This window comes from Lysobacter sp. Root76, assembly GCF_001428685.1.
Taxonomy (GTDB): Bacteria; Pseudomonadota; Gammaproteobacteria; order Xanthomonadales; family Xanthomonadaceae; genus Lysobacter.
This window is the reverse complement of sequence record NZ_LMIK01000005.1, coordinates 987,170-1,012,154: the sequence shown is the minus strand read 5'-3', so window position 1 is coordinate 1,012,154 and position 24,985 is coordinate 987,170. Positions and strand designations below refer to the sequence as shown.

Genomic DNA, 24,985 nt, shown 5'->3' with positions numbered 1-24,985 from the left:
TTATCCTTCTCGCATGGCATTCCTGGATCAGAACCCCGGCCTCGGGTTTCCGCTCGCGGCCGGTTTCGGGCTGTTGGTCGGCAGTTTTCTCAACGTGGTCATCCTGCGCCTGCCCAAGCGGCTGGAATGGCAGTGGAACCGCGACGCGCGCGAGATCCTGGAACTGCCGGAGATCTACGACCCGCCGCCGCCCGGCATCGTGGTCGAGCGCTCGCATTGCCCGCATTGCAAGCATCAGCTGAGCTGGTACGAGAATATCCCGGTCTTCAGCTACCTGTTCCTGCGCGGGCGCTGCCGCAATTGCAAGGCCCCGATCTCGCCGCAGTACCCGCTGGTCGAGGCGCTGACCATGCTGGTGACGCTGGCCTGCGTCTGGCGCTTCGGCTTCGGCTGGCAGGGCTTCGGCGCGATCGTGTTCAGCACTTTCCTGATCGCGATGTCGGGCATCGACTTCCGCACCAAGCTGCTGCCCGATCAGCTGACGCTGCCGTTGATGTGGCTGGGCCTGGTCGCCAGTTCCGACAATCTGTATTTCCCGACCAAGCCGGCCCTGCTCGGCGCGATGGCCGGCTATCTGAGCCTGTGGTCGGTGTGGTGGGTGTTCAAACAGCTCACCGGCAAGGAAGGCATGGGCCACGGCGACTTCAAGCTGCTGGCCGCGATCGGCGCCTGGGTCGGGCTCAAGGGCGTCCTGCCGACCATCCTGCTGTCGTCGCTGGTCGGCGCCATCATCGGCTCGATCTGGCTGACCGCACGCGGACGCGACAAGGCCACCCCGATCCCGTTCGGTCCCTACCTCGCGGTCGCGGGCTGGATCGTGTTCTTCTGGGGCGAGCAACTGGTCGGCGCATACATGCGCTACGCCGGGCTGCGCTGACCGCCATGGCCGCGTTCTGCGTCGGGGTGACCGGCGGCGTGGCCTCGGGCAAGAGCGAAGTGACGCGCCGTTTCGAGGCGCTGGGCGTGATCGTGGCCGATGCCGACGTGGCCGCGCGCGCGGCCGTCGAGGCCGGTTCGGACGGCTTGGCCGAGGTCGTGAGCACGTTCGGCAACGAAGTGTTGGCCCCCGAGGGTGGCCTGGACCGCGCGGCGATGCGGCGGCGGGTGTTCGCCGATCCCGACGCGCGCCGCCGCCTGGAAGCCATCGTCCACCCGCGCGTGCGCGCGCTGCTGCGCGCGCAGTGCGAGGCCGCGCCCGGCGCTTACGCGATCGCGGCGATCCCGCTGCTGACCGAGGGCGGCGGCCGCGAGGCCTATCCCTGGCTGCAACGCATCTTATTGGTCGACGTGCCGGTCGAGGTCCAGCGCGCGCGGGTGATGGCGCGCGACCGGGTCGAGGCCGAGCTGGCCGAACGCATGATCGCGGCCCAGGCCACGCGTGCGGAGCGGCTGGCGATCGCCGACGACGTGATCGTCAACGATGGGCCGTTGGATGCGCTGGACCGCCAGATCGCGGCGCTGGATCGGCGCTACAGGGCTTTGGCCGCGGGTTAGGCCCCTGCTGCTCCCTGTGGGAGCGGCGTAAGCCGCGATTCGACTGCCTGCGCCGCTAGCGTCCGGGCGCGATCGCGGCTTACGCCGCTCCCACAGACGGAGACCCGCTCTCAGGCGGCGGGCGCAGCCGGCCAGAAACCGCGAATCGCCGCCACGCCCTGGGCGCCATGCGAGCGCGCCTCGGCCACATCGTCCGCGGCAAGGCCGCCGATGGCGTAGATCGGCAGCGACACCGCCTCGCGCAGCGCGGCGAAACCGTCCCAGCCGATCCCGGCCACACCGGGGTGACTGGGCGTGGCCCGGACCGCGCCGACCACGGCGAAATCGCAGCCCAGCGCCTGCGCTGCATGCAATTCGTCGGCGTCGTGGCAGGACGCCGCCATGGACAGACCCTGCGCCAGCGGCCGCTGCGTCCATAACCGCAGTTGTGCGGCGCGCAGGTGCAGGCCGACGCCCAGGCTCGCGGCGAGTTCGGCGTCGCCATTGATCAATACGTCCGCGCGCGCCTCCCGGCAACGCGCCACCGCGGCGGTCGCCAGCGCACGCCAGCGCTCGGGCGCGGTCGCGGGCGCTCGCAGTTGGATCCGACGCAGGCCGGCGGCCAGGGCCCGCTCCAATGCGGACAGCCAGGCCGCGTCGTCGGCAGCGGGCTCGGGCGTCACCAGGTAGCGGTCGGGCTGCAGCAGGGCCGCCACCACGGGGCGGTCGGCGGGCGGCATCGCGTAGCGCACGAGTTTGTCCGGCGGCACCCAGGCCAGCGCCTGGCCCTCGCGGCCGCGCACGCTGCCGCGCCAGTGCTTGAGTTCGCGCACATCCAGGCGCAGGCGCTTGTCCGGGTAGGCCTGCGGCACGTCGATCAGGGCCGCGCCGACCTCGCAGTCGATGCCGAGTTCTTCATGCAGCTCGCGCCGCAGGGCAGCCTCGGGCGATTCGCCGGGCTCGCGCTTGCCGCCGGGGAATTCCCACAGCCCGGCCAGGTCGCGGCCTTCGGTGCGGCGGGTCAGCAGGATCCGGCCGCGGGCGTCGCGGATCACGCCGGCGACCACCTCGACCACGCGCTCGGAGCGGACCAGCGGCGGCACGGCGATCGGATCGCTCATGGTCATGAAAGGGGTGGCGACCGGCGCGGCTTCGGCGGCGGCCGCGGAGATTCGACCCTCAGCCCACCCTCTCCCGCAGACGGGAGAGGGTGGTCAGTGTCAGGCCAGCTGCCCATGGCAGTGCTTGTACTTCTTGCCGCTGCCGCAGGGACAGGGATCGTTGCGGCCGACGTTGGCGAAGGCCTCCTCGGAGACCTCGGCGGCCTCCTCGTCGGCGCCGAAACCGCCGGCGGAGGCGTGCTGGAACTGCATCTGCCGGGCCTGGGCCTCGGCCTGCGCGCGTTCCTGCGCTTCCATCGCCGCGATCTCTTCCTCGTTGCGGATGCGCACGCGTGACAACAGCGTGACCACTTCGCGCTTGACCTTCTCCAGCATGTCCGAGAACAGCTCGAAGGCTTCCTTCTTGTATTCCTGCTTGGGCTGCTTCTGGGCGTAGCCGCGCAGGTGGATGCCCTGGCGCAGGTAGTCCATGCGCGCCAAGTGCTCCTTCCAGTTCTGGTCGAGCACGTTGAGCATGATGTGCTTCTCAAGCATGCGCATGGTCTCCGCGCCGAGCTGGTTTTCGCGATCGGCGAAATGCTGATTGACCGCTTCGACCACGCGCGCGGCTACGCCCTCGGCGTCGAGCTCGTCGTGCTGGCGCGCGAAATCGACCAGCGCCACCTGCACGCCGAATTCTTCGGCGATGCTGGCTTCCAGGCCCGGCAGGTCCCACTGCTCGTCGACCGAATTCGGCGGCACGTAACGCGCGACCAGGTCGGCGACCACGTCTTCGCGGATGCCGTCGACGTTGTCCTGCACGCTCTCGGCTTCCAGCAGCTCGTCGCGCTGGCCGTAGATCACCTTGCGCTGATCGTTGTTGACGTCGTCGAAGTCGAGCAGGTTCTTGCGGATGTCGAAGTTGTGGGCCTCGACCTTGCGCTGCGCGTTGGCGATCTGCTTGGTCACCAGCGGGCTTTCGATGATGTCGTCTTCCTTCAGGCCCATGCGCGCCATCACGCGCTGCACCCAGTCGGCCGCAAAGATGCGCATCAGGTTGTCTTCGAGCGACAGGTAGAAGCGCGAGGAACCCGGGTCGCCCTGGCGACCGGCGCGGCCGCGCAGCTGGTTGTCGATACGGCGCGACTCGTGACGCTCGGTGCCGACGATGTGCAGGCCGCCGGAGGCCTTGACCGCATCGTGGCGGCGCTGCCATTCGGCCTTCAGGCGCGCATGGGTCACCTCGTCGACCGGCTGACCGTCGCTCTGCGCCGCCAGGTCCGCCAGTTCGCTCTCCAGCGAGCCGCCGAGCACGATATCGGTACCGCGGCCGGCCATGTTGGTGGCGATGGTGATCGCGCCGGGGCGGCCGGCCTGGGCGACGATGTTGGCTTCGCGCTCGTGCTGCTTGGCGTTGAGCACTTCATGCGCGACGTTGGCCTCGCGCAGCTGCTGGCTGAGCATTTCCGAGACTTCGATGGAGGTCGTGCCGACCAGCACCGGCTGGCCGCGGCTATGCGCGTCCTTGATCTCGTTGAGCACCGCGCGGTACTTGCCGGCGCGGTTGAGGAACACCTGGTCCGGATGGTCCTTGCGCACCATGGTCCGGTGGGTCGGGATCACGATCACTTCCAGGCCGTAGATGCTCTGGAATTCGTAAGCTTCGGTGTCCGCCGTACCGGTCATGCCGGCCAGCTTCTTGTACATGCGGAACAGGTTCTGGAAGGTGATCGAGGCCAGCGTCTGGTTCTCGCGCTGGACCGGCACGCCTTCCTTCGCCTCGACCGCCTGGTGCAGGCCGTCCGACCAGCGTCGGCCGGCCAGGGTGCGGCCGGTGAATTCGTCGACGATCACCACTTCGCCGTCGCGCACGATGTAGTCGACGTCGCGCTGGTAGATCGCATGCGCGCGCAGCGCCGCGTTGAGGTGGTGGACGACGCTGAGATTGTTGGCGCCGTACAGGCTGTCTTCCTCGCCCTGCAGGATGCCGGCGCGGCGCAGCAGATCCTCGGCGTGCTCCTGGCCGGACTCGGACAGGTGCACCTGCTTGCCCTTCTCGTCGACCCAGTAGTCGCCCTCGCCGTCTTCCTTCTCCTGACGGATCAGCGACGGCACGATGCGGTTGACCTTGATGTACAGCTCCGGCGACTCGTCGGCGGGGCCGGAAATGATCAGCGGGGTACGCGCCTCGTCGATCAGGATCGAGTCGACTTCGTCGACGATCGCGTAATGCAGGCCGCGCTGGAAGCGGTCTTCCTTCGACAGCGCCATGTTGTCGCGCAGGTAGTCGAAGCCGAATTCGTTGTTGGTACCGTAGGTGATGTCGGCGGCGTAGGCGGCGTGCTTGTCGCTATGCGCCATGCCTGGGTAGACCACGTCGACGCTCAGGCCCAGCCAGTTGTACAGACGACCCATCCAGGCCGAGTCGCGGCGCGCCAGGTAGTCGTTGACGGTGACCACGTGCACGCCCTTGCCTTCGAGCGCGTTGAGGTAGACCGGCAGCGTGCCGACCAGGGTCTTGCCCTCGCCCGTGCGCATCTCGGCGATCTTGCCCAGGTGCAGGACCATGCCGCCGATCAGCTGCACATCGTAATGACGCATGCCGAGCACGCGCTTGGAGGCCTCGCGGCAAACCGCGAACGCTTCCGGCAGCAGCTTGTCCAGGCTCTCGCCGTCGGCGATGCGCTGCTGGAACTCGGGGGTCTTGGCCTGCAGCTGCGCGTCGGAGAGCTTCTCCATCTCCGGTTCGAGGGCGTTGATCTTGACGACGGAGCGTTGCAGTTGGCGCAGCAGGCGATCGTTGCGGCTGCCGAAAACGCGGGTAAGCAGGCTGTTGAGCATGAACGGGTCCGTGAAGCGAAACAGGAATCCGGGGGCGGAACGCGTTAAGAACGCTTAACCGCCGACGAGTTCCCGATTGAGAAGGTCCAGAGACGGAATCGGAGCGCGTGGCGCCCCGATCGCATCGAGCCTGGTCTTAAGCCAACGCTCATTCTAGCTTGGGCCGGGGTCTGGTGCTTGCAAGGGGGAATGGCGGGCGGCTGAGGGCGTATTCATGCGTTGCGGGGGCCTGGAAATGCGAACGGCGCCCGGATGGGGCGCCGTTGGGCGGTGCTTCGGGCTAAGGAGGTGAGCTGATGGGCGCTTCCGGCCCGCCGCAGCGCGGCGGGCGTTCGTCAGGCCGCGAGCCAATGGCTCGCAAGCAGGCCTTCCTTACCCAGCCCGCCGCAGCGCGGCGGGCGTTCGTCAGGCCCGCGAGCCRRTGGCTCGCAAGCGGGCTCGCCTCAGCCCCGCAGCGGCGACTGCTGGTTCAAGAACTTGACCGGGTTCACGACCCGACCGTTCTCCCAGACCTCGAAATGCACGTGGGCGCCGGTCGAACGGCCGGTGGAGCCGGCCTTGGCGACTTCCTGGCCCGCGCGGACCAGCTCGCCGACCTTGAGCAGCAGGCGCGAGTTGTGCGCGTAGCGGGTCACGTAGCCGTTGCCGTGGTCGACCTCGACCACGTTGCCGTAGCCCGAACGCACGCCGGAATAGCTGACCACGCCGTCGGCCACGGCCAGCACCGGGTCGCCGACGTCGGCTTCGAAGTCGATGCCCTTGTGGAAGGCGCTACCGCCGTTGAACGGATCGGCGCGGCCGCCGAAGCCGGAGGTGATATAGCTGTTGGCGATCGGGGCGCGCGAAGGCACCGCATTCATGTCGAGCTGGCGGTTGAACAGCAGCGACTCCAGCACCGAGAGCTGCTCGCCGGAGGCCTTGAACTGGCCGTCCAGCTTGGCCATGCCCATCGATAATTCCGCCTTGGGCATGTCGCGGACCGGACCCGCGCCACCTTGACCGACCGGCTTGTTGAAATCGAACTCGCCGTCCTGCAGCTGGCCGATCCGGGTCAGCCGCTCGCCGAGGGCATTGAGGCGGTTGGCCTCGGCCTGCAGCTCGCCCATGCGCGCGGCCAGGGCGTTGATCTCGCGCTGGGCGTCGCGCCGGGTGGCGTCGATCTGGGCCTGCTGCTCGCGCACCTGGGCGCGCAGCATGACGTTGTCGGCGATGCCGGCGCCGGCGCCCAGCGCCACGCCGGTACCCAGGAGCAGGGCGACCGCTACGGCAGGACGGCGTCCGCCGAAGTGGCCGACGTGCTGGAAGAACGTCCCCAGCTGCGCCCGCGATTTGTTTACGATGGTTTGATAGGTCATTAGCTCTATGTCTGATTCCAAGTCCAAACCACCAACGCGCCCCCCCTCGACCCCTCGCGACGCGCTCGAAGCGCTGCTCGCGGAGCCGGCGGGGAACCCGATCCGTCGAGCGCTCTGGCTGGACGGTCTGGACCGACGGTTACGCCCCCTCTTGCCGCCTTCGCTGGCCGCGCACGCGCGGCTGGCTAACTTCGAGAACGGCAAGCTCGTATTTGTCGTCGATGCTCCGGTGTGGCGGGCCAAGCTGCGGCTCGCGGCTCCGGAACTACTCGACGCGGCCCGTTCCGTCGGGCTGGATGCAGCTGAACTGATCGTCAAAACGACAGCGCCGGTTCCCCTGCCTGTGCAGCCGAACCGGAAAGCCTTACCCATGTCGGCGTACGCGCAAAAAGCTTTGGCGGACGCCCTGGCATCGCTGAAGGAACCCGATCCTTCGGGCTCGGATGATGCCGCCTGACCCCCGTTCGACGACTGGCACGGTCTGTGCACGCCGCCGGCAACAGGCCGGGTCGGGGCATGCTAACGGCCTAAATCCTTGAATTTGTTAAGGACGCACTAAAGATTCGGTAAGAAACCGTTAAAATTTAGTTAAAGCGTCACCGGACGTTCACGTCTGTGATCCGTCGCACGTTGGGGTCATGCTTTGTGCACCCTGTGTCCCCAGGCTGTGCCAGGGCGGGTGGCAGGCTCAGGCCGTGACCGGGTCGCCGTAGGCCACCGGCGGCGCATCCACGTCGGTGTAGGTGACTTCTTCCCAGGCCGAACGCTCGGCCAGCAGGGCGCGCACGAGCTGATTGTTGAGCGCGTGACCGGACTTGTAGCCCTCGTAGGCGCCGATGATCGGGCGCCCGGCCAGGTACAGGTCGCCGACCGCATCGAGGATCTTATGGCGCACGAACTCGTCGGCGTAGCGCAGGCCGTCGTCGTTCAGGACCCGGAACTCGTCCAGCACGATCGCGTTGTCCATCGAGCCGCCCAGGCCGAGGTTGCGCTCGCGCATGTACTCCAGGTCGCGCATGAAACCGAAGGTACGGGCGCGGCTGACCTCGCGGATGTAGTTCTCGGTCGAGAACTCCACTTCCGCGCGCGACTGCGAGGCCGGGATCGCCGGATGGTCGAAGACCACGGTGAAGCCCAGGCGGAAGCCGTCGTAGGGCTCGAACCGGGCGACCTTGTCGCCGTGGCTGACCTCGATCGGGCGCTTGATGCGGATGAAGCGCTTCGGCGCCTCCTGCTCGGCGATGCCCGCCGACTGCAGCAGGAACACGAAGGGACCGGCGGAACCGTCCATGATCGGCACTTCGGCCGCGGACAGCTCAATGAAGATGTTGTCGATACCCAGGCCGGCCAGGGCCGACAGCAGGTGTTCGACGGTCATGACCTTGCCCAGGCCCTGGGTCAGCCCGGTGCACAGCACGGTCTCGGTGACCAGCTGCGCGGCCGCGGGAATCTCCACCACGGGATCCAGGTCGACGCGACGGAACACGACGCCTGCGTCCACCGGGGCCGGACGCAGGGTGAGAAAAACCTTCTCGCCGCTGTGCAGGCCCACGCCGGTGGCGCGGATCACGTTCTTGAGGGTGCGCTGACGCAACATGGATCGGTGGATACCTGGCTCTTGGCGGGAACGGCCGGTCTTGAAGGTATTGGAGCTTGGGGCCTGCGACCGACTCCATCTCTATGGGGCCGGGTCGAAACCGCGCAAGATTAGCACGCAGGCAGCTGAACCTGAACGGAAAGGACGCACTGTCCTACCGGTGGTCCGGCACCGAGAAACCGACCGGCCGACCCGCCTAGGGACGGGTCGACCGGTCCAAACGCCACGCGCCGGAGCGGGCGGCGGGGTGCTGCCGCTGGCCGGGGGACGAAGCCGGCCAGCGTTTCGGGCGGGCCGCGGCGCCGCGCTACGGCCGCGGAGACGGGAATGCGATCCCGTCCCCACCGCCGCGGCGCCGTGCCGCGACCGTCTTGCGATCAGTCCGCCTGGCGGCGCAGGAACGCCGGGATGTCCAGGTAGCTGCTGTCGTTGCCGAAGTCGGCCACGGCCGGGGCCGAGGTCTCGATCGGACGCGAGCCGCCGCGCAGGCTGCCGCCGAAGCTGGGCATCGGCGAGGACGGCATTTCGTCCATGGCCGAGAACTCCGGCTGACCGGTGGTCGCGTTGCGCACCAGCTGGATCGGCGCGCGCTGCGATTCGCGGTCGTAGCCCTGGCCGCGCACCGACTGCTTGGCGGCGACGCGGTTGAGGCCGGTGGCGACCACGGTGACCTTGACCTCGTCCTGCATGTCCGGATCGAGCACAGTGCCGATGACCACGGTCGCGTCTTCGGAGGCGAAGCCCTCGATCGTGCGGCCGACCTCGTCGAACTCGGCCATGGTGAAGTCCGGACCGGCGGTGATGTTGACCAGGATGCCGTTGGCGCCGGACAGGTTGACGTCGTCGAGCAACGGGTTCTGGATCGCCGACTCGGCCGCGGCCTGGGCACGATCGTCGCCGCGCGCCGAACCGGTGCCCATCATCGCCAGGCCCATTTCGGACATCACGGTGCGCACGTCGGCGAAGTCGACGTTGATCAGGCCCGGACGCACGATCAGGTCGGCGATGCCCTGCACGGCGCCCAGCAGCACGTCGTTGGCGGCGCGGAAGGCCTGGATCATGGTCGCGTTGCGGCCGAGCACGGTGATCAGCTTCTCGTTCGGGATCGTGATCAGCGAATCGCAGTGGTGCGACAGCTCCTCGATGCCCTTGAGCGCGACCTGCATGCGGCGGCGGCCTTCGAACGGGAACGGCTTGGTGACCACGGCCACGGTCAGGATGCCCATTTCCTTGGCGAGCTGGGCCACGACCGGCGCCGCGCCGGTGCCGGTGCCGCCGCCCATGCCGGCGGTGATGAAGACCATGTCGGCGCCGGTCAGCGCGTCCATGATGCGTTCGCGATCTTCCAGCGCAGCCTGACGGCCGACTTCCGGATTCGCGCCTGCGCCCAGGCCCTTGGTGACGTTGCTGCCCAACTGCAGCTGCAGCTTGGCGCCGCAGTTCTTGATCGCCTGGGCGTCGGTGTTGGCGGTGATGAACTCCACCCCGTCGACGTTGCCGCTGACCATGTGCGCCACGGCGTTGCCGCCGCCGCCGCCCACGCCGACGACCTTGATGACCGCGTTCGGGGCCATTTTTTCAACCAATTCGAAATGTGCCATGTCCTCGTCCTCGTTATGTGTTGCTAGTTATGGATAGTTCGCTGATACCGCTTGAAACCTTTCGCCTTCGCCGCCCTCGCCTGCCCGCTTGATCCGGACCTGCGTCCGGATCGGGAATCGGCGCCGCTGTCGCCCGGCTCGATTCCTTGAAACCCGCGTCGCTCACGACCGTTCGCATCGGTCAGAACTCGCCGCGGTACCAGTTCTTGATCTTGTTGAAGAAGCTGCCGGCGCGACCGGTCGGGATCACCGAGCTGCGCCGGGGGTGCTCGATCTGGCTGCCCATCAGCAGCAGCCCGACGCCGGTGGCGTGGACCGGGTTGCCGACCACTTCGCCCAGGCCGGTCACGTGCTGCGGGATGCCCACGCGCACCGGCATCTGCAGCATTTCCTCGGCCAGCTCGACCACGCCTTCCATCTTCGCGGCGCCGCCGGTCAGGACCATGCCGGCACGCACGTGCTGTTCGAAGCCCGAACGGCGCAGCTCGGCCTGGATCATTTCGAAGATTTCCTCGTAGCGCGCCTGCACCGCCTGCGCCAGCGAGTGGCGCGGCATGCGCCGCGGCGGCCGGTCGCCGACGCTGGGCACCTGGATCGATTCCTCGGCGGTCGCCATCTGCGCCAGCGCGCAGGCGTAGCGGACCTTGATCTGCTCGGCCTCGGGCGTGGGCGTGCGCAGCATGTGCGCGATGTCCTCGGTGACCTTGTCGCCGGCGATCGCCAGGCTCGCGCTGTGCGCGATCGCGCCCTGCACGAACACCGCGATGTCGGTGGTGCCGGCGCCGATGTCGACCAGGACCACGCCCAGTTCGCGCTCGTCGCTGGTCAGCACCGCGGTGCTGGAGGCGAGCACGCTCAGGATCAGGTCGTCGACCTGCAACCCGCAGCGCTGCACGCACTTGCTGATGTTGGCCGCGGCCGACTGCGCGCACACCACCAGGTGCGCGTGCACCTCCAGGCGCACGCCGGTCATGCCGACCGGATTGCGGATGCCTTCCTGCGAATCGTCGAGCACGTAGTCGCGCGGGATCGCATGCAGGATCTTCTGGTCTGCCGGGATCGCCACCGCCTTGGCCGCCTCCAGCACCCGGTCGAGGTCGCCGTAGGTGACCTCGCCGTCGCGGATCGGGGCGATGCCCTGCGAGTTGCGGCACTGCACGTGATTGCCGGAGATCGAGGCGTAGACCGAGCGGATCTCGCAGCCGGCCATCAGCTCGGCCTCTTCGATCGCGCGCTGGATCGACTGCACCGTCGACTCGATATCGACCACCACGCCGCGCTTGAGACCGCGCGATTCGTGCGAGCCGATGCCGATGACCTCGATCGGATTGCCCGGCGAGTACTCGCCCACCAGCGCGACCACCTTCGAGGTGCCGATGTCGAGACCGACGATCAGCGATTTGTCGCCTTTGCGATTCATGACTTTTCCTGCTGTTGCTGCGTTGCCGCCGTGGGCGCCGTGATCGGCGCCCAGGACAGCGCGAAACCGTTGGTGTAACGAAGATCGGCGCGGGCGAGGATCTGCACCCGCTGCGCCAGCAGTCGCGGCATCAGCCGCACGAAGCGCGCCAGCCGCGCGCGCGCCTGATCGCGCCCGACCACGACCTCGGTGCCTTCCGGCGCGGCGCCGTTGACCAGGCCGAGCGTGCAGCTGCCGCGCTGGTCGATCTCGACCCGCTGCACATCCATTCCGATCGGCGCGAACATCGCGCGCGACTCGTTGTAAAGCGCGACCACTTCGGCCACGCGCGTATCAGGCCCGGCGAACTGCGGCAGCCCCTTGGGCACCTCGACGCCCTGCGACGGGAACAGCCGGCCCTGCTCGGACAGCAAGCGGTCCTTGCCCCAGCGCGCGAACGGACGGTGCTCGGCTACGCTCACTTCCAGCACGTCCGGCCAGCGCTTGCGCACTTCGGCGTGTTCGACCCACGGCAGCCTGGCGACCGCACCCTGCGCCGAAGCCAGATCGACCGCGAAGAAGCCGCGCTGCGCGTACGGCAGCAGCGTGCGTCGCAGCAGCGCCTCGTCGACCCGATCGAACTGCCCGGTCACGCGCAGCTTGCGCAGCGGCCATTGGCCGGCGCCGATCCAACCGTTGAGCACGGCGACCACCGGCAGCGCGACCAGCGCCAGCGCGAGCAGCCAACCGATGAGGCGCAGCATGGCGTTCACGCCGGCGCACCTCCTCGCACGGTCGCTTCCAGCACGCGCCAGCACAGCTCGTCGTATTCGATCCCGACCTGGCGCGCGCCCTTGGGCACCAGCGAATGGCTGGTCATGCCCGGCGCGGTGTTGACCTCGATCAGGTACAGCTGACCGCTGTCGCGGTCGCGCATCACGTCGACCCGGCCCCAGCCCTTGCAGCCGGCCGCGACGAAGGCGCGCATCGCCAGGTCGCGGATTTCGTCCTCGGCCGCGCCCTCCAGGCCCGGGCACAGGTACTGGGTGTCGTCGGCGATGTACTTGGCGTGGTAGTCGTACCACAGCCCCTTGGGCACGATCCGGATCGACGGCAGCGCGGTATAGCCGTCGCCGTTGATCAGCACCGCCACGGTCAGCTCGTCGCCGACCACCATCTGCTCCATCAGCATCTCGCCGGGGTAGCGCGCGGCCAGGGCCACGGCCTCGTCGATGTCGGCGTCGTTGAGCACGCGCGACACGCCGACGCTGGAACCTTCGCTGGACGGCTTGATGATCACCGGCAGGCCGATTTCGCGCGCCGCCGCATGCACGTCGTCGCCCTTGGCGATGCGCTTGTAGCGCGGGGTCGGCAGGCCTTCGGCCATCCACACCTGCTTGGTGCGGATCTTGTCCATGGCCAGCGCCGAGCCGAGCACGTCCGAGCCGGTGTAGGGCACGCCGAGCGCTTCGAGCAGGCCCTGCAGCACGCCGTCTTCGCCGCCGCCCTTGTTGCCGTGCAGGATGTTGAACACGCGGTCGACGCGGCCAGCGCCGGATCGTTGACCGGCGATCACCGCTTCGATCAGCGCCGGGATGCCATCGACCGCGAATGCGTCGACGCCGCGCGAGCGCAGCGCTTCGAGTACGCCGCGGCCGGAATCCAGCGATACCTCGCGCTCGGCGCTGGTGCCGCCCATGAGCACGGCAACGCGTCCGAACACGGCCGGATCGGTGACGCGGAGCGGAGCGAACTGCGAACTCACTTGGATTCTCCCTGGAAACCTTGGCTGGCGATCTGCTGCGCGGCATGACCGATGTCGCCGGCCCCCATCATCAGCAGCAGGTCGCCGTCGTTGAGGACGTCGGGCAGTACCGCGGCCAGCTCGGCGGCACCTCCGACCACGACCGGATCGATGCGGCCGCGCGCGCGGATCGCGCGCGCCAGCGACTTGGCGTCGGCGCCGGCGATCGGCGCTTCGCCGGCCGGATAGATCTCGGTGAGCACCAGCGCGTCGACGCTGGACAGCACCGCGGCGAATTCGTCGAACAGATCGCGGGTGCGGCTGTAACGGTGCGGCTGGAACGCCACCACCAGACGCTTGTCCGGCCAACCGCCGCGGGCGGCGGCGAACACGGCCTCAAGTTCCTTCGGGTGATGGCCGTAGTCGTCGACCAGCTGCACGGTCGCGCCCTTGGCGGTGCGCAGCTGTGCGAGCAGGTTGAAGCGACGGCCGATGCCGGCGAAGTTCTGCAGCGCACGCGCGATCGCGTCCGGCTGCACGCCCAGCTGCCAGCCCACCGCGGCCGCGGCCAGGGCGTTCTGGACGTTGTGCCGGCCCGGCAGGGCCAGCGTCACCTCGGTGCGGGTCGCGTCCGGCAGGCACAGGGTGAAACGCATGTTCGGACCGTGCTGCTCGACATCCTCGGCGCGCACGTCGGCGGCCTCGTCGAAGCCGTAGGTCATCACGTGGCGCGGCGTTTCCGCGGCCAGCGCGGCGACCTTGGGGTCGTCGATGCACAGCACGGCCAGGCCGTAGAACGGCAGGCGGTGCAGGAATTCCTCGAACGCGGCCAGCACCTTGGCGAAGTCGCCGCCGTAGTTCTCCAGGTGATCGGCGTCGATGTTGGTGACGATCGCGATCTGCGGGTTCAGGCGCAGGAAGCTGCCGTCGCTCTCGTCGGCCTCGGCCACCAGCCACTGACCGCCGCCCAGGCGCGCGTTGGCGCCGGCGGCGAGCAGCTGTCCGCCGATCACGAAGGTCGGATCGATACCGCCCTCGCCGAGCACGCTCGCGGCCAGCGAGGTGGTCGTGGTCTTGCCGTGGGTACCGGCGACGGCGATGCCTCGGCGGAAGCGCATCAGCTCGGCCAGCATCTCGGCGCGCGGCACCACCGGAATGCGCTGAGCGCGCGCTTCCATCAGTTCCGGGTTGTCGCGCTTGATCGCGCTGGACACGACCACGCAGTCGCTGCCGAGCACGTTGGCGGCGGCATGGCCCCGGTGCACGGCGATGCCCAGCGAGGCCAGGCGGCGGGTGACCGCGTTGTCGGCCATGTCCGAGCCGGACACCTGATAGCCCAGCGTGCACATCACCTCGGCGATGCCGCTCATGCCGGTGCCGCCGATGCCGACGAAGTGCACGCGCGGAAAGGCCTTGGCCAGATCGCCCGTGTGCTGCAGCCGGCGGCGCAGGGCCGTACTCATGCCGGCTTCCTCATGTTCGATTGCTCCAGGACGATGTCGGCGACCCGTTCGGCCGCGTCGGGTTTGGCCAGGGCGCGCGCGGCGATGGCCATCTGCAGCAGGCCCTCGCGCTCGCCGAGAATTTCGATGGTGGCCGAGATGCGTTCGGCCAGATCGGTGCTCTGCGGCAGCAGCTGGGCCGCGCCGCGATCGACCAGGTACTGCGCGTTCTTGGTCTGGTGGTCGTCGACCGCCTGCGGGAACGGCACCAGCACACTGCCGACGCCGACGGCGCACAGCTCGGCCAGGGTCAGCGCGCCGGCCCGGCAGATCACCAGATCGGCCCAGGCGTAGGCGGCGGCCATGTCGGCGATGAACGGTTCGACCGAAGCGGTCACGCCGGCGTCGGCATAGGCGCGCACCGCGTCGTCGCGCAGCTTCTCGCCGCACTGATGACGCACCTCGCAGCTCAGGCGGCCATGCAGACCGGCGATCGCCTTGGGCACGGCGGCGTTGAGCGCGCGCGCGCCCTGGCTGCCGCCCAGCACCAGCAGGCGCAGCGGCCCGCTGCGTCCGCCGAAGCGTTCGGCCGGAGGCGCGACCGCGGCGATCTCGGCGCGTACCGGATTGCCGACGACTTCTTCGTTGCGGTTCGTGAAGGTGTCGGGGAAACCGGTCAGCACGTGGCGGGCGAAACGCGCGAGCACGCGGTTGGTCATACCGGGGGCGCGGTTTTGTTCGTGCACGATCAACGGAATGCCGGCCAGGCGCGCAGCGATGCCGCCGGGCCCGGCGGCGTAACCGCCGAAGCTGATCACCGCGCACGGCTGACGCTCGCGCAGGGTTTGCGCCGCTGCACGCACCGCCGATAGCACCTTGAACGGCGCCGCCAGCAGAGCGGCCACGCCCTTGCCGCGGATGCCGCGCACCGCGATGGTGTCGATGGCGATGCCGTGCTGCGGCACCAGCCGCGTTTCCATGCCGCCGTCGGCGCCCAGCCACAGCACCGGCGCGCCGCGCGCGATCAGCGCATGCGCGACCGCGAGCCCCGGGAAGATATGCCCGCCGGTGCCGCCGGCGAGGATCATCACCGGATGCAGGTCGGAGTCGGTGGCGGCGTTGTGCACGCTCATGCCGTCGTCCTCCCCAGGCTGGGTTCGGCGCGCTGGCGCAGGCGGCTGGTGCCGCGCGCGGGATCGCCAGCGACGCCCGGCAGCGGATTGGCGGTCGCCGGCACGCCGGCCGAAGGCTGCGCGGCCTCGTTGCGCAGGCGCGCGACCTGACGCTGGGCGCGGTCGAGCTCGTAGGACACCCGCAGCAGCACGCCCAGCGCGGCGCAGGTCATGATCACGCTGGAGCCGCCGTAGGAAATCATCGGCAGGGTCAGGCCCTTGGTCGGCAGCAGGCCCAGGTTCACGCCGATCGAGACGAAGCTCTGCAGGCTCATCCACAGGGCGATGCCGAAGGCGATATAGCCGGAGAAGTGGCGGCGCATCTCGACGCACTTCAATCCGATCCAGAACGCGCGCCCGGCCAGCAGCGCGTACAGGCCGACCACCAGGCATACGCCGAGGAAACCGAACTCCTCGGCGATCACCGCCAGGATGAAGTCGGTGTGCGCCTCGGGCAGGTACGACAGCTTCTGCACCGACGCGCCCAGGCCCACGCCCAGCCATTCGCCGCGGCCGACCGCCATCAGCGCGTTGGTGAGCTGGTAGCCGGTCTTGAACGGGTCCGCCCAGGGATTCAGGAACGAGGTCAGACGGCTCACGCGGTAGGGCTCGGCGATCGCGACGATCGCCAGCACCGGCAGGCCGATCAGCACCGGGCCGAACATGCGCGGCATGTTCACGCCGCCCAGCACCAGCATTCCGGCGGTGATCGCCAGGATCAGCGACGAGGAACCGAAGTCCGGCTGCATCAGCAGCATCGCCACCAGCACCACGGCCACGCCGATCGGCTTGAGCATCGCCAGCCAGGTCGCCGAGATATCCTCGCTGAAGCGCTTCAGATAGCTCGCCAGCCACAGGATGTAGAGCAGCTTGACCGCTTCCACGGCCTGGAAATTCGACACGCCCAGGTTGAGCCAGCGGCGCGCGCCGTTGACGCTCTTGCCGATGCCGGGCACGAACACCGCCAGCAGCAGGGCCAGGCACACCAGCAACAGCAGCTGGTTGTGCTGCTCGATGGTCTTGAGTTCGGTGCGCATCAGCCACACCGCCGCGACCAGGCCGATCGCCAGGAACACCGCGTGCCGGGTCAGGAAGTAGAACGGGCCAACGTCGTGGCCGTCGGCCACGCCGATGGAAGCCGAGCCGACCATGACCAGACCGACGCAGGCCAGCGCGCACGACACCGCCAGCAGCCACGGATCGTAGCGTCCGTGGATGGCGTCCAGTCGTGTTGCCTGGCGAGCGGCGGAGTCGTTCATCAGCGCACCTTCAAGGTCGCCAGGCCGACGAGGACGAGCACCACCGAGATGATCCAGAAGCGCACGATCACGCGCGGCTCGGGCCAGCCCTTGAGCTCGAAGTGGTGATGGATCGGCGCCATCCGGAACACGCGCTTGCCGGTGAGCTTGAACGAGGCGACCTGGATCATCACCGACAGCGTTTCGATCACGAACACGCCGCCCATGACCACCAGCACCAGTTCCTGGCGCACGATCACCGCGACGGTGCCGAGCACCGCGCCCAGCGCCAGCGCACCGATGTCGCCCATGAACACCATCGCCGGATAGGTGTTGAACCACAGGAAGCCCAGGCCGGCGCCCGCGATCGCGGCGCAGATGATCACCAGCTCGCCCGCGCCCGGTACCTGAGGGATCTGCAGGTAGTTGGAGAACACCGCGTTGCCCGAGGCGTAGGCGAACACGCCCAGCGCGCAGGCGACCAGCACGGTCGGCATGATCGCCAGACCATCCAGGCCATCGGTCAGGTTGACCGCGTTGGAGAAGCCGACGATCCAGAAGTAGGCGATGGCGATGAAGCTCACGCCCACCAGCGGCAGCGCGACCGACTTCAGCATCGGGATGTAGAAGGTGGTCGCGGCCGGGGCGTCGGCGGTGTAGTACAGGAACACGCCCGCGGCCAGGCCGAAGATCGACTGCAGCAGATACTTCCAGCGCGACTTCAGGCCGTTGGGATCGCGGTGCACGATCTTGATCCAGTCGTCGTACCAGCCGATCGCGCCGAACGCGAGCATCACCGCGATCACCAGCCAGACGTAGCGGTTGCGCAGGTCGCCCCACAGCAGCACCGAGGCCAGCACGGTCATCAGGATCAGCGCCCCGCCCATGGTCGGCGTGCCGGCCTTGGAGAAGTGCGACTGCGGGCCGTCCTTGCGGATCGGCTGGCCGCCCTTGTATTGGGCGAGCTTGCGGATCACCGCCGGCCCCCACCACAGCGACAGCCCGAGCGCGGTCAGCGCGCTGAGGATGCCGCGAAACGTCAGGTATCCGAACAGACCGAACAGGCTCTGCAGTTGTTCCAGCCAGCGCGTCAGTTCAAGCAGCATGCGTCGATTCCTCCCCATCCGGCGACGCGTCGCTGGCCAGCAGCGCAGTCACGATCCGATCCATCGCGCTACCGCGCGACCCCTTCACCAGCGCGCGCACACCCTCGCGCAGCTCCGCCGCGAGCGCCTGCGACAGCGCCTCGTGGCTTTCGTAATGCGTAGCGCCTTCGCCGAACGCGCGCGCCGCTTCGACGCTGAGCGGACCCAGCGCGAACAGGCGCTTGAGGCTGGCGCCCTTGGCACGACGGCCGGCCTCGGCGTGCATCGCCGCACCGTCCGGGCCGAGCTCGCGCATGTCGCCCAGCACCAGCCAGCCCTCGCCCGCGCGGCCGTGCGCGGTGGCGTCGGCGAGCGTGTCGATGGCCGCGGCCACCGAACCGGGATTGGCGTTGTAGCTGTCGTCGATCAGCACCGCGCCGCTGCGCAGGCGATGCGTGACCAGGCGCCCGGACACCGGACGCGCGGCGTTCAGGCCCTCGGCGATGGTCGCCAGAGCCACGCCTGCGCCCAGCGCCAGCGAGGCGGCCGCGAGCGCGTTGCGCACGTTGTGGCGGCCGGGGATGGCGAGCGCGATCGCGGCCTGGCCCTGCGGCGTGGTCAGCACGAACTGCGAACCTTCCTCGCCCAGGCGGATGTCGCGCGCGCTCACGTCGGCGCTGGCGTCCAGGCCGAAACGGATCAGGCGACGGCCGTGCGCGCGTTCGGCGAAGAACGGCGCGAACGCATCGTCGGCGTTGATCACCGCGACCCCGTCCGGCGGCAGCGTGTCGTAGACCGCGGCCTTGGTGTCGGCGATCGCGAGCAGGCTGCCCATGCGCTCCAGGTGCGCGGGCGCGACGTTGTTGACCACGGCCACGCGCGGCGGCGCGATCGCGGTCAGGTAGGCGATATCGCCGGGCGCGCCGGTGCCCATCTCGTAGACCGCGAACTGCGCGTCCTCGGGCGCGGCCAGCACCGCCAGCGGCATGCCGATCTCGTTGTTGCGGTTGCCCGGCGTCGCGTAGGCGCGGCCGGCGCGTTCGAGGATCGCGATGGTCAGGTTCTTGACGCTGGTCTTGCCGCTGCTGCCGGTGATCGCCAGCGTGGTCGTGGCCGTGCGCTCGCGCTGCACCGCGGTGGCGAAGGCGGCCAGCGCGCGCTCGGTGTCGGCGACGATCACCTGCGGCAGCGCCGTATCGAGCTGGCGCGACACCAATGCGCCGGCCACGCCGGCAGCGGCCGCGGCGCCGACATGGTCGTGACCGTCGAAGCGTTCGCCCTTGAGCGCGACGAACAAGGCGTCGCCCGCCTCGGCCAGGGCGCGGGTATCGGTGACGACAGCGGCGACCACGGCGTCCTCGCCGTGCAGGCGGCCGCCGGTCATGCGCGCGATCTCGGACAGGCGCAGCCGCTTCATGGCCTCGCCTCCAGCGCCGCATGCGCGATGCGAGTGTCGTCGAAGGGATGCTGCACGCCGTCTATTTCCTGGTAAGGCTCGTGGCCCTTGCCGGCGACCAGCACGATGTCGTCCGGACCGGCATCGGCGATCGCGCGCGCGATCGCCGCGGCACGGTCGCGCAGCACGATCGCGCGCTCGGGATGGGCGAAGCCGGCGACGATGTCGGCGACGATGGCATCGCCGTCTTCGCGGCGCGGGTTGTCGTCGGTGACCACGACCGTGTCGGCGCGGGCCTCGGCGATCGCCGCCATCTGCGGACGCTTGCCGCGGTCGCGCTCGCCGCCGCAGCCGAACACGCAGATCAGGCGCGCGCGCGCGTGGCCGCGCAGCGAGGTCAGCGCCTGCTCCAGCGCATCGGGGGTGTGAGCGTAGTCGATCACCACCAACGGACGGCCGGCGTCGCCGCCGAGGCGGTTCATGCGGCCGTGGATCGGCTGCAGCTGCGACAGGGTCGCGGCGATCTGCGCCGGCGCGTCGCCCAGCGCATACAGCGCGCCGGCCACGGCCAGCAGGTTGTCGACGTTGAAGCGGCCCAGCAGCGGCGAGACCACCGCATGGGCCTGGCCGTCGACCACCAGATCGAAGCCGATACCGCGGTTGTCGAAGCTCAGGCGCTCGGCGCGCAGCTGCGCATGGTCCGCGCCGCGCGAGCTCAGGCCGATCGCGCGCACCGTCGCCGGCAGGCTCGCGTGCAAACCGCGGCCGAACTCGTCGTCGAGGTTGATCGCGCCCGCCTTCAGGCCCGGCCACGCGAACAGGCGCGCCTTGGCCGCGCCGTAGCTGGCCATGTCGCCGTGGTAGTCGAGGTGATCGCGGGTGAGATTGGTGAACACGCCGACATCGAAATGGGTGCCGTCGACGCGGCCCTGGTCGAGCGCGTGCGAGCTGACTTCCATCGCCACGGCCTGGGCGCCGGCGTCGTGCATTTCGGCGAGCAGCTCATGCAACTGCAACACCAAAGGCGTGGTGAAGCCGGTCGGCACGACCTCGCCGTAAAGTCCGGCGCCGAGCGTGCCGATGGTGCCGCAGCGCAGGCCGCGCAAGGTCCAGGCCTGCGCCAGCAGCTGCACGGTCGAGGTCTTGCCGTTGGTGCCGGTCACCCCGACCACGGTCATCGCCTCGCTGGCCCGGCCGTGGAAGCGGTCGCCCATCTCGCCCAGGCGCGCGCGCAAACCGGGCACGGCGATGGCGTCGGCGGGCGCCGGCAGGTCGGCGGGCGCCGGCGGTTCGAACAGGATCGCGCTAGCGCCCGCGGCGCGCGCCTGGGCGACGAACTTCAGCCCGTGCGCGCCGAAACCGGCGATCGCGACGAAGGCGTTGCCGGCGCGCACGCTGCGGCTGTCCAGGGTCAGCCCGGTGATTTCCAGGTCCGCGGGAACGCCGGCCACGTCGGGCAGCAGTTCGCGCAAGAGCATGCGGCGGCGGACGGCGCTCATCGTCCGGCTCCGATCGGCGCGACCGCGCCGGCCGCCACCGGCGGCAGGTCGGCCGGCAGTTCCTCGAAGCCCTCGGCGACCGCCTCGGCGTCGACCGGCAGCACCGGGCCGCTGGGCTTGCCGCCGTTGGCCCTGAGGCGCTTGGCCTCGGCCGCCGACTGCGCCGCGAGCCAGGTGTCGATATCGTCGGGCGCCACGTCCATCAGGCGCAGCGCGCCGTCCATGACGTTGCGGAACACCGGACCGGACACCGAGCCGCCGTAATAGCCGCGCATCGACGGATCCGGCTCGCTGATGACCACGGTCATGGCGAAGCGCGGGCGCTTGACCGGCACCACGCCGGCGAACAGCGAGATGTACTTGTTGGAATAGCCGCCCGTGCCGCTGAACTTGCGCGCGGTGCCGGTCTTGCCGGCGACGTGATAGCCCAGGATCGCCGCGGCCTTGGCGGTGCCGCCGGGCTCGGTCACGGTCTGCATCATGCTCATGACTTCCGCCGCGATCTTCGGTTCCAGCGCCTGGCGCGGCTCGTTGCGCTGGCCGCGCACGAAGGTCGGCGCGATCAGCTTGCCGCCGTTGGCCATCGCCGCGTAGGCCATCGCGATCTGCAACGGCGTCGCCGACAGGCCGTAGCCGTAGGACATGGTCGCCTTGGTGGTGCCGCTCCAGCGGTCCGGCGCCATCAGCACGCCCGAGGACTCGCCCGGGAAGCCGCTTTCGGGCTTGCTGCCGTAACCGAAGCCCTTCACGAACTGGTAGTAGTAGTCGTTCGGCAGCGGCAGCGCGAGCTTGGCCGCGCCGACGTTGGAACTCTTGGTGATCACGCCGGTGACCGTCAGCACACCATAGTTATGGGTGTCGTTGATGCGGTAGCGGCCGTTGGCCATCGAGCCGGGCGTGGTGTCGACGATGGTGTTGGGCGTGACCCGGCCCGACTGCAGGGCCGCCGCGATGGTGATCGGCTTCATGGTCGAGCCCGGCTCGACCACGTCGGTGACGGCGCGGTTGCGGTGCGTGTCCGGGTTGCCCGAGCCGAGCAGGTTCGGGTTGTAGGTCGGCAGGTTGGCCATCGCCAGCACTTCGCCGGTGTCCACGTCCAGGACCACCGCCGAACCGCTGCTGGCGCCGGTTTCGAGCAGGGCGCGGCGCAGTTCGCGGTAGGTCAGGTACTGGATGCGGCGGTCGATCGTGAGCGTCAGGTCGTGGCCGGGCTCGGCCGACTTGAGCAGATCGACGTTCTCGATGATGCGGCCGGCGCCGTCGCGGATCACGCGCTTGGCGCCGGGCTTGCCGCGCAGCCAGTCGTCGAAGGCCAGCTCCAGCCCTTCCTGGCCGCGGTCGTCGATGTTGGTGAAGCCCAGCACGTGCGCCATCGCTTCGCCCTGGGGGTAGAAGCGGCGGAATTCGCGCTGCGAGAACACGCCCGGGATCTTGCGGGCGAGGATGCGGTGCGCCTCGTCCGGATTGATCCGGCGCTTGAGGTACAGGAATTCCTTGCCCGAGCGCTGGCTGAGCTTGCGGGTCAGGTAGTCGGTCGGCACGCCCAGCGCGGCCGCGAGTTCCGGCAGGCGGGCCGGATTCTTCAGCAGTTCCTTGGGGTTGCCCCAGATCGATTCGACCGGCGTCGACACCGCCAGCGGCTCGCCGTTGCGATCGGTGATCATGCCGCGCGAAGTCGGGATCGGAATCTCGCGCAGCGCGCGCGCGTCGCCCTGCTGGCGGTAGAAGTCGTTGCCGAGCACCTGCAGATAGAACGCGCGCCCGACCAGCGCCACCGCGCACAGGCCCAGGACGCCGCCGACGATCAGCAGACGGTTGCGCAGGTCGAAGCGGGCGCGGCCGCGCGGCTTGCCGCCACGGTCGGGGCCGCCGCGCTTGCCGCGCTCGCCCAGCAGGCGATCCAGCGGGCCGCTGCGATGGTCGTCGCGACGGCCGCTCATGGCTTGATCACCACGGTTTCGGCGCCTTCCGGGAACTTCATGCCGAGGCGGTCGCGCGCGACCTGGTCGATGCGGTTGCTCTCGGCCCAGGTCGCCTGCTCCAACTGCAGGCGGCCGAACTCGATGTTGAGTTCGTCGCGCTCGCGGTCGAGCTTGTTGAGCTGGATGAAGTACTGGCGGTGCTGATGGCGCGCGTAGACCACGGCCAGGGCCGAGGCCAGGTTCGCCACCACCAGCACGGTCAGGAGCAGGCGCAGGGTCATGCCGCCTCCCCCAGTTTCTCGGCCACGCGCAGCACCGCGCTGCGCGCGCGCGGGTTGTCGAAGGTTTCGTCGTGGTCGGCCTTCTGCGCGCCGCCGATCGCCAGCAGGGTCGGGGTGAATGCGATCTCGACCGGCATGCGTCGGTTGGCCGGCGGGGCCTTGCTGTGGCGCGCGATGAACTGCTTGACGATGCGGTCTTCCAGCGAATGGAAGCTGATCACGGCCAGCCGGCCGCCGGGCTTGAGCCGCGCCAATGCCGCGTCCAGGCCGATTTCCAGATCGGCCAGCTCGCGGTTGATGAAGATGCGGATGGCCTGGAAGCTGCGGGTGGCCGGGTGGATTTTCTGGTCGCCGCGCGGGATCACCGAGGCGATCAGGTCGGCCAGCTGCGCGGTGCGCAGCAGCGGCTGCTCGCCGCGGCGGGCGACGATGGTGCGCGCGATCTTGCGGCTCTGGCGCTCCTCGCCGTAGGTCCACAGCACGTCGGCGATCTCGCGCTCGTCCGCGCGCGCCAGCCACTGCGCCGCGCTTTCGCCGCTGTCGGGGTCCATGCGCATGTCGAGCGGACCGTCCTTGCCGAAGCTGAAGCCGCGCTCGGCCACGTCCAGCTGCGGCGAGGACACGCCCAGGTCCAGCAGCACGCCGTCCAGACCGGACGCGGTCGCGTCCCACTGCGCCAGTTCGGCGAAGCTGCCGCGGAAGATCGCCACGCGCGGATCGGCGCCGAACTCGCGTTCGGCGACAGCGATCGCTTCGGGATCCTTGTCCATCAGCAGCAGCCGGCCTCCGGCGCCGAGTTGATCGAGTACGCCGCGCGCGTGACCGCCACGGCCGAACGTCCCATCCAGGTACGTCCCACTCCCGTTGACCTGCAGGCCTTCCAGTACCTGCCGATACATGACGGGGAGGTGGCCGGACCGCGCACCCGGGCGCTCCATGCCACCGCCCGTCACAGCTGCAGGTCGAGCAGCTCGTCGCTCAGATCGTCGTCGGTAATGGTCTGACGGATCTGGGCGTGATGCGCCTGCTCGCTCCACAACTCGAATTTGTCGCCCATGCCCAGCAGCACGGCCTTCTTCTCTATGCCCACGGCGGCGCGATGGCTGGCCGGCACGGTGATGCGGCCGTTGCCGTCGAGCTCGACGAACGACGCCGCACCGACCAGCTTGAGCTGGATGTTGCGGTTGACCTTCTTGGCCTTGGGCAGGGCGTTGACCTGGTCGCGCACGCGCTCCCAGACCGTCAATGGATAGAGATAGAGGCTGCCGGCCTCGAACGGGTTGTAGGTGATGACCAGGCGGTTGCCGCAATCGCGCGCGACAAGATCGCGGTAGGCGGTGGGCACCGCCAGCCGGCCCTTGTCGTCGATCGTGATGGCGGTTTCGCCCTGGAACATTGCCCACCTTGTGCGGCGCCCCTCTCTACCGGACGGGTCGCCTGGTTAGGTCCGCCTTGTGGGCGGATTACCTGCGTTCTGGCCGCCAACCGGCGGCCAAGGCCTCTGAAAAACCACAAAAAACCCGGTTTTCCCTCAGATGCCCACCTTAGCACTGCGCACAAGGTTGTCAACAACTTTTGAGACGGAATTTCGCTAGGCGCATCAATGGCTTGCGGCAATCTTCAGAGTTTTATTCAAGACTTATCCACTAACCTTTGTTTCGTCTCATGTTTTGAGATTCTGGCGATTAGTTTGACCGTCGTCGCAATCCTGAACCGGAGCCGAGCGGGCGTGCTGCGGTGCAACAATAAATCTCAGCGTGTCGTGAGCCGGCGGAATGGACAGGGAAGCGGTCAGAGTCGGTCAGAAATAGGAAGAATCTCACCGATTGACGCGACTAGG

General features: G+C 69.0%; 21 protein-coding genes. 3 read left to right on the top strand and 18 right to left on the bottom strand.

Annotated elements, in window-relative coordinates; all coding sequences use genetic code 11:
* The first annotated feature begins 13 nt into the window (after positions 1 to 13).
* Together ASE10_RS11895 and coaE are read left to right on the top strand one after the other, a co-directional pair.
* Positions 14 to 877, top strand: a complete 864-nt coding sequence (locus ASE10_RS11895; protein ID WP_055908578.1) for an A24 family peptidase — start codon at positions 14 to 16, stop codon at positions 875 to 877.
* A 5-nt stretch (positions 878 to 882) separates the two neighbouring features.
* Positions 883 to 1,494 (top strand): dephospho-CoA kinase, encoded by a 612-nt coding sequence (coaE, locus tag ASE10_RS11890; RefSeq protein WP_055908581.1) that lies wholly within the window; start codon positions 883 to 885, stop codon positions 1,492 to 1,494.
* 110 nt (positions 1,495 to 1,604) lie between these two features.
* Here the strand turns inward: coaE and ASE10_RS11885 are convergent, their stop codons facing one another.
* From ASE10_RS11885 to ASE10_RS11875, 3 genes are all read right to left on the bottom strand, one after another.
* Positions 1,605 to 2,567 (bottom strand): Nudix family hydrolase, encoded by a 963-nt coding sequence (locus ASE10_RS11885; RefSeq protein ID WP_162250477.1) that lies wholly within the window; start codon positions 2,565 to 2,567, stop codon positions 1,605 to 1,607.
* 126 nt (positions 2,568 to 2,693) lie between these two features.
* Entirely contained in the window at positions 2,694 to 5,414 is a 2,721-nt protein-coding gene (gene secA, locus ASE10_RS11880) for a preprotein translocase subunit SecA (RefSeq protein ID WP_055908583.1), read from the bottom strand.
* A gap of 443 nt (positions 5,415 to 5,857) precedes the next feature.
* Entirely contained in the window at positions 5,858 to 6,769 is a 912-nt protein-coding gene (locus tag ASE10_RS11875; RefSeq protein ID WP_055908585.1) for a M23 family metallopeptidase, read from the bottom strand.
* Between the two features lie 7 nt (positions 6,770 to 6,776).
* On the opposite strand from ASE10_RS11875, the gene ASE10_RS19655 reads away from it, so the two are divergent.
* A complete protein-coding gene (locus tag ASE10_RS19655; RefSeq protein ID WP_156087587.1) occupies positions 6,777 to 7,226 on the top strand; it encodes a DUF721 domain-containing protein in 450 nt (149 codons plus the stop codon).
* 231 nt (positions 7,227 to 7,457) lie between these two features.
* Here ASE10_RS19655 and lpxC read toward each other — a convergent pair whose 3' ends face one another.
* From lpxC to mraZ, 15 genes are all read right to left on the bottom strand, one after another.
* Positions 7,458 to 8,366, bottom strand: a complete 909-nt coding sequence (gene lpxC, locus ASE10_RS11870; RefSeq protein ID WP_055908588.1) for a UDP-3-O-acyl-N-acetylglucosamine deacetylase — start codon at positions 8,364 to 8,366, stop codon at positions 7,458 to 7,460.
* A 377-nt stretch (positions 8,367 to 8,743) separates the two neighbouring features.
* Positions 8,744 to 9,967, bottom strand: a complete 1,224-nt coding sequence (gene ftsZ, locus ASE10_RS11865; protein WP_055908591.1) for a cell division protein FtsZ — start codon at positions 9,965 to 9,967, stop codon at positions 8,744 to 8,746.
* 181 nt (positions 9,968 to 10,148) lie between these two features.
* A complete protein-coding gene (gene ftsA / locus ASE10_RS11860) occupies positions 10,149 to 11,387 on the bottom strand; it encodes a cell division protein FtsA (protein WP_055908594.1) in 1,239 nt (412 codons plus the stop codon).
* Positions 11,384 to 12,139, bottom strand: coding sequence for a cell division protein FtsQ/DivIB (locus tag ASE10_RS11855; protein WP_082575432.1), 756 nt, complete (start codon positions 12,137 to 12,139; stop codon positions 11,384 to 11,386). Before ASE10_RS11855 ends, ftsA begins: the two co-directional genes overlap by 4 nt.
* Positions 12,136 to 13,131, bottom strand: coding sequence for a D-alanine--D-alanine ligase (locus ASE10_RS11850; protein WP_055908597.1), 996 nt, complete (start codon positions 13,129 to 13,131; stop codon positions 12,136 to 12,138). The genes ASE10_RS11855 and ASE10_RS11850 overlap by 4 nt, the downstream gene beginning before the upstream one ends.
* On the bottom strand, positions 13,128 to 14,561 hold the full coding sequence (gene murC, locus ASE10_RS11845; protein WP_055909367.1) for a UDP-N-acetylmuramate--L-alanine ligase: 1,434 nt from the start codon (positions 14,559 to 14,561) through the stop codon (positions 13,128 to 13,130). The genes ASE10_RS11850 and murC overlap by 4 nt, the downstream gene beginning before the upstream one ends.
* A gap of 8 nt (positions 14,562 to 14,569) precedes the next feature.
* The gene (gene murG, locus ASE10_RS11840; protein ID WP_055908598.1) at positions 14,570 to 15,685 is read right to left on the bottom strand and encodes an undecaprenyldiphospho-muramoylpentapeptide beta-N-acetylglucosaminyltransferase; all 1,116 of its coding nucleotides are present in this window, start codon (positions 15,683 to 15,685) and stop codon (positions 14,570 to 14,572) included.
* On the bottom strand, positions 15,682 to 16,983 hold the full coding sequence (ftsW, locus tag ASE10_RS11835) for a putative lipid II flippase FtsW (RefSeq protein ID WP_055908601.1): 1,302 nt from the start codon (positions 16,981 to 16,983) through the stop codon (positions 15,682 to 15,684). Before ftsW ends, murG begins: the two co-directional genes overlap by 4 nt.
* The gene (gene mraY / locus ASE10_RS11830) at positions 16,983 to 18,068 is read right to left on the bottom strand and encodes a phospho-N-acetylmuramoyl-pentapeptide-transferase (RefSeq protein ID WP_055908605.1); all 1,086 of its coding nucleotides are present in this window, start codon (positions 18,066 to 18,068) and stop codon (positions 16,983 to 16,985) included. Before mraY ends, ftsW begins: the two co-directional genes overlap by 1 nt.
* A complete protein-coding gene (murF, locus tag ASE10_RS11825; RefSeq protein ID WP_056304944.1) occupies positions 18,058 to 19,464 on the bottom strand; it encodes a UDP-N-acetylmuramoyl-tripeptide--D-alanyl-D-alanine ligase in 1,407 nt (468 codons plus the stop codon). The genes mraY and murF overlap by 11 nt, the downstream gene beginning before the upstream one ends.
* The gene (locus tag ASE10_RS11820) at positions 19,461 to 20,921 is read right to left on the bottom strand and encodes a UDP-N-acetylmuramoyl-L-alanyl-D-glutamate--2,6-diaminopimelate ligase (protein ID WP_055909371.1); all 1,461 of its coding nucleotides are present in this window, start codon (positions 20,919 to 20,921) and stop codon (positions 19,461 to 19,463) included. The genes murF and ASE10_RS11820 overlap by 4 nt, the downstream gene beginning before the upstream one ends.
* Before the next feature lie 17 nt (positions 20,922 to 20,938).
* Complete coding sequence (locus ASE10_RS11815; RefSeq protein ID WP_082559894.1) at positions 20,939 to 22,882, bottom strand: penicillin-binding protein 2; 1,944 nt, start codon at positions 22,880 to 22,882, stop codon at positions 20,939 to 20,941.
* Positions 22,879 to 23,145 (bottom strand): cell division protein FtsL, encoded by a 267-nt coding sequence (gene ftsL, locus ASE10_RS11810; protein WP_055908611.1) that lies wholly within the window; start codon positions 23,143 to 23,145, stop codon positions 22,879 to 22,881. Before ftsL ends, ASE10_RS11815 begins: the two co-directional genes overlap by 4 nt.
* Entirely contained in the window at positions 23,142 to 24,083 is a 942-nt protein-coding gene (gene rsmH, locus ASE10_RS11805) for a 16S rRNA (cytosine(1402)-N(4))-methyltransferase RsmH (RefSeq protein WP_055908614.1), read from the bottom strand. Before rsmH ends, ftsL begins: the two co-directional genes overlap by 4 nt.
* A gap of 11 nt (positions 24,084 to 24,094) precedes the next feature.
* Entirely contained in the window at positions 24,095 to 24,541 is a 447-nt protein-coding gene (mraZ, locus tag ASE10_RS11800) for a division/cell wall cluster transcriptional repressor MraZ (protein WP_055908618.1), read from the bottom strand.
* Between the last annotated feature and the right edge of the window lie 444 nt (positions 24,542 to 24,985).